The sequence below is a fragment of the Caldisericia bacterium genome, from assembly GCA_021158845.1.
In the GTDB taxonomy this organism is placed as follows: Bacteria; Caldisericota; Caldisericia; order B22-G15; family B22-G15; genus B22-G15.
On sequence record JAGGSY010000156.1, the window covers coordinates 1 to 4653 of the forward strand.

At 37.2% G+C, this 4653-nt stretch carries 6 protein-coding genes; 1 reads left to right on the forward strand and 5 read right to left on the reverse strand.

Going from position 1 to position 4653, the window contains the following annotated elements:
- The 5 genes from J7J33_05480 to J7J33_05500 all read right to left on the reverse strand — a co-directional run.
- On the reverse strand, positions 1-513 hold a 513-nt coding region (locus J7J33_05480), incomplete at its 3' end, for a transglycosylase domain-containing protein (GenBank protein MCD6168729.1).
- A gap of 12 nt (positions 514-525) precedes the next feature.
- Positions 526-1347 carry a transaldolase gene (locus J7J33_05485; protein MCD6168730.1) on the reverse strand — a complete coding sequence of 274 codons (822 nt, stop codon included), beginning with the start codon at positions 1345-1347 and terminating at the stop codon, positions 526-528.
- A gap of 67 nt (positions 1348-1414) precedes the next feature.
- Entirely contained in the window at positions 1415-2266 is an 852-nt protein-coding gene (locus J7J33_05490; protein ID MCD6168731.1) for a bifunctional 5,10-methylenetetrahydrofolate dehydrogenase/5,10-methenyltetrahydrofolate cyclohydrolase, read from the reverse strand.
- A 29-nt stretch (positions 2267-2295) separates the two neighbouring features.
- A complete protein-coding gene (locus J7J33_05495; protein ID MCD6168732.1) occupies positions 2296-3990 on the reverse strand; it encodes a formate--tetrahydrofolate ligase in 1695 nt (564 codons plus the stop codon).
- Positions 3974-4216: a TIGR04076 family protein gene (locus tag J7J33_05500; GenBank protein MCD6168733.1), complete on the reverse strand. Its 243-nt coding sequence runs from the start codon at positions 4214-4216 to the stop codon at positions 3974-3976. Before J7J33_05500 ends, J7J33_05495 begins: the two co-directional genes overlap by 17 nt.
- Positions 4217-4299: 83 nt before the next feature.
- Here J7J33_05500 and J7J33_05505 point away from each other — a divergent pair, with 83 nt between their 5' ends.
- Positions 4300-4650: a hypothetical protein gene (locus tag J7J33_05505; GenBank protein ID MCD6168734.1), complete on the forward strand. Its 351-nt coding sequence runs from the start codon at positions 4300-4302 to the stop codon at positions 4648-4650.
- Positions 4651-4653 lie beyond the last annotated feature (3 nt).

The following is a 4653-nucleotide window of genomic DNA, read 5'->3' on the forward strand; positions in this document are numbered from 1 at the left end:
GTATTCAAGTATCTCCTCCTTTGAGTAAATCTTTTCAAGGCGAAGGGCAAGTATTGCCTCTTTTATCTTCCTATCCAAACTCACCTCTTTTGATAAAAACAGTTCTCTAACAAGCTGCTGAGTAATTGTGGAACCACCTTCTACAATCTTCCCAGCTCTTATGTTATTTATGGCAGCCCTTATGATACCCTTAAAATCAACCCCATGATGCTCAAAGAATCTTGCATCCTCACTGGCAATTAGGGCATCTATAAAATTTTTAGGAACTTCAGATAGAGGAACATATATTCTATTTTCAACAAAAAATACAGTTTTAATTAGGTTTCCATTCCTATCGAATATCTCAGAGGATTCTGGTGGTTCATATTGAATATCCTTTATACTGGGGAGGGAGGTTGCATAGGTAAGATATATTCTATAAACATATATTCCTGCTCCTATTAGAAGAACAAGGATTATTGTTAAAATTATTAAAAAAACTTTCAATACTGGATGGATCCTTCTTTTACGCATAGAACCTCCAGACTATCTAAACAACTCTTTATACTCTGGAACAACATCCTCAGTAAACTTCTTCATTCCCTCAAGAGTTTTTTCATGACCTATCATGTCTTTAAGCACATGGAAGGGAATTGTGGCAATATGAACGCCAGTCTCCAACAACTCTATCACCTGAACTCTATTTCTGACACTGGCAGCTATAACCTCACAATCAAAACCATATGTCTCAATTATATCAACGCTTCTTGCCACAAGATCCACTCCACTTACCACACCATCATCTTCAATCAATATTTCATTCAAAGAGAGTCCTTCTCCGGGAAAATAATCTCCCTTTTCAAATGTTATACCAACACTCTTTCTTAAATAATCATCAATTCTCCCTGCAAAGGGAGATATGTATCTCGCTCCAGCCTTTGCTGCAAGTAGTGCCTGGTTGGGTGTCATAATTAGAGTGGCATTTACAGGTATGCCATCGTCAGAGAGTTTTTTTATCGCCTTTAACCCATCAAACTCCCTTCCGTCTCCCTCTTTCATGGAAGGAGAAACTGGTATCTTTATAACAACATTATTATTTATAGAATTGAATCTCTCATAAAGAAACTTCCCCTCTTTAACCATAGATTCAAAATCACTTCCTATCACTTCAAGACTTACAGGCCTGTCTCCACATACAAGGAGCAGTCTTTCTATGTATTCCTCCAAGGAGAATGTCTCTCCCTTTTCCTTATAGAAAATCACCGCCTTTTTAATAAGAGAGGGATTGGTGGTGACACCATCAACTATCCCCCAGGATATTGCCTCTTCAATTTCAGAAATCTTTGCAGTATCAATAAAAATCTTCATTTCTCACCTCCTTTCCTAATTTTAACACAAAGAAAAATTTAAGAATAAGGAAGGAAAATTGCTGAACTCACTCTAATGCAGAGAGGAGGGATTTAAATACAAATAGATTTGTTATCTCTCCAACCCCTCCAGGAACAGGAGTTATACCAAGGACTTTCTCAACAACTCCTTTTGTATCAACATCACCAACTATACCCTCTTCTGTAACATTTATTCCTATATCAATAATAATGGAGCCCTCTTTTACCATGTCTTTCTTTACAAGATGGGGAACGCCAGCACAGCTAAAGATAATATCTCCAATCTTCGTAAATCTTGAAATATCAGAGACCTTTGAATGAAGATTTATCGGTACAAGATTATTCATCAGGGAAAGGATGTATAGAGGTCTTCCAACGGTTATACTTCTACCCACAATCACTGCCACTTTCCCATAGTAATCTTTTATACTTATCTTCTTCTTATTCAAAAAGAACTTCAGTATCTCAAAGGATGCATTTGGAGTTGATGGAATAAACTTCGGCGAAAAGGAAAAAAGTCTACCAAGGTTTTCATGTGTCAAGCACTCAATATCTTTCTCTGGATCCATGGTTGAAAAGATCTCATTTTCTATTTCTTTACTCCCAAGAGGTCGTATGGGAAATATTCCATGAACTTCTGGATCTCTATTAAGTTCTTCAATAAGTTTCTTTATTTTACCTATTGAAAGATTCGTTACATCAATTGTTTCTGTTAAAATACCAAGTTCTTCTCCCAATTTAACAAGAATTCTATGGAAAATATCTGCTCCCTTATTCTCTTTTGAAAAAAGAAAAGCTACCTTTGGGTGAGTTCCTCTACTCTTTAGTCTAAAAACCTTGTCTTTTATCTCTTTCTTTAACCTTTCCTTTAGAGGTTTTACATCAATAATCTCTCCCATCTCTTAAGTCCCTATTTTACAAAAGTACACTAATGAAGACCAACTATATTCCCATCATCATCTATATCTATAAAGTTGCCTGATGGAACAGATGGGAGACCGGGCATGGTTCTTATATCTCCAGCAAGAGGAACAAGAAAACCTGCTCCCGATGAAAGTCTTATATCCTCTATAGGAAAATCAAAATCTTTGGGTCTTCCCTTTAAGTTTGGATCATGAGAGAGAGATAGATGTGTCTTTGCCATACATATGGGCAGTTTATCGTATCCAAGAGAAGAAAAGAGCTTGATTTTCCTTCTTGCTCTTTTAGAGTAGGAGACCTTCTTTGCTCCATAGATCTTTACTGCTATTCTCTCAATTTTCTCTTCTATGGAGACTTCCAGTGGATATAGGAATTTAAAATTGCTTCCCTTCTCGCTCGCCTTTATAACTGCTTTCGCAAGATCAATACCCCCTTCACCACCCTTTGAGAATACCTCTGATACCACTGCATCCTCTGCACCAGAATCTATGGCCATCTTTCTTATTAACTCAACTTCGCTATCATGGTCATCAGGGAATAGGTTTATTGCAACTACCACAGGAACACCGTGAATCTTTATATTCTCAATCTGCTTTATCATGTTCTCGCTACCTCTCTTTACAGCTTCAATATTCTCTTCAAGTATCTCAGGCGGTAAGGGCTTTCCTGGAACAATCCTTCCAATACCACCATGCATCTTAAGAGCTCTTACAGTAACCACAAGAACAGCGGCATCTGGTGTAAGCCCCGAGTATCTGCATTTAATATTAAAGAATTTCTCTGCTCCAAGATCAGCACCAAAACCTGCCTCTGTTACTACAAAATCTCCAGTCTTTATTGCAAAGAGATCTGCAATTATAGAACTATTACCATGCGCTATATTTCCAAATGGACCTGTATGCACAAAAACAGGAGTTCTCTCTATGGTTTGAATAAGATTTGGCATTAGGGCATCCTTTGTTAAAACTGCCATACTCCCTGCAACCTTTAAATCCTCTGCAGTTATTGGTTTATTATCGTATGTAAAACCAACAACAATTTTCCCGAGTTTTTCCCTTAACTCCTTCAAGTTCTTTGAAAGGGCAAGAATAGCCATAACCTCAGATGCAGAGGTTATATCAAATCCTGTCTCTCTTGTAAATCCATCTCCCCTAAGTCCTATAACAACATGTCTTAAACTTCTATCAGATAGATCAATTACTCTCCTCCATGTAATCTTTGACACATCAAATCCAAGTTTATTCTTTCTATAAAGGTGGTTATCTATATAAGAAGATAGGAGATTGTGAGCAGTGTACACTGCATATGAATCCCCTGTGAAATGGAGATCAAACTCTGTTAAGGGATAAATCTGGGCATATCCACCTCCATGTGCACCACCTTTTATTCCAAAAACAGGTCCAAGGGTGGGTTGCCTTATACACACAACTCCCTTCTTTCCGAGTCTGCTTAGCGCCTGTCCCAATCCTATGGTTGTAGTTGTTTTTCCTTCTCCAAGAGGTGTAGGTGTTATTCCTGTAACAACCACATATTTACCATTTCTGTTGTTTTTTATCCTGTTCCATACAGAGAGTTTAACCTTTGCAATGTAATCTCCATACTTTATAATATCTTCTTCTGAAAAACCAAGCATTCTGGCAATCTCTTCAATTCTTTCTACCTTTGCGTTTCTACTTATTTCAAGGTCACTCTTCATCTTCAATCCTCCTTAGAGAAAAAACTACAAGGTTTTTTTCATCTATACAAGGAACCTCCACCTCCCCATCTTCCTCCCATAGAATTTTTCCTCCCATACGCATAACCTGAATCCAGGGATAAAGAACATAGAAAGCATGCATACATAAACCTTCTGGAGTTATGGCATCTTCTACAATCCATCTATCTCCAATTCTGTGTCCCAAGGGACACTTTCCTCTTACCTTCTTCACCTTTATCTCTATTTTCATTTAGGGAAAAATTTTACCACAAATTTAGCCTTTTACAAACTTTATTATATAATTTAATAGGAGAGATGAACAGAAAAGTTTTTGTTATCTTAACTGTTTTTGTTTTACTGGTTTTCCTAACTGGGTGTTTTGGTGGACTTACCGATTCTTTCTTTACAATAAATGTGTCTGGAACAGAGGGGGTAACATTCAGTGGTTACTATAAAGTAACAAAGAATACAGGAGAAACGATCATAAAGGAGATTAAAGGGACTGTTCCCTTTGAGGTGGATGTAAAAGGTTATTTTGTTCTATGTAAGGTTAAGAAAGAGGGAGGAAAAGGCACTTTAAAGTTGGAACTTCTTAAGTTTGGGAATTCTGTTTCTTCCGATGAAACCACAGAGTTGGATAAATTTATAACTGTCTACAGTAGATAAGTT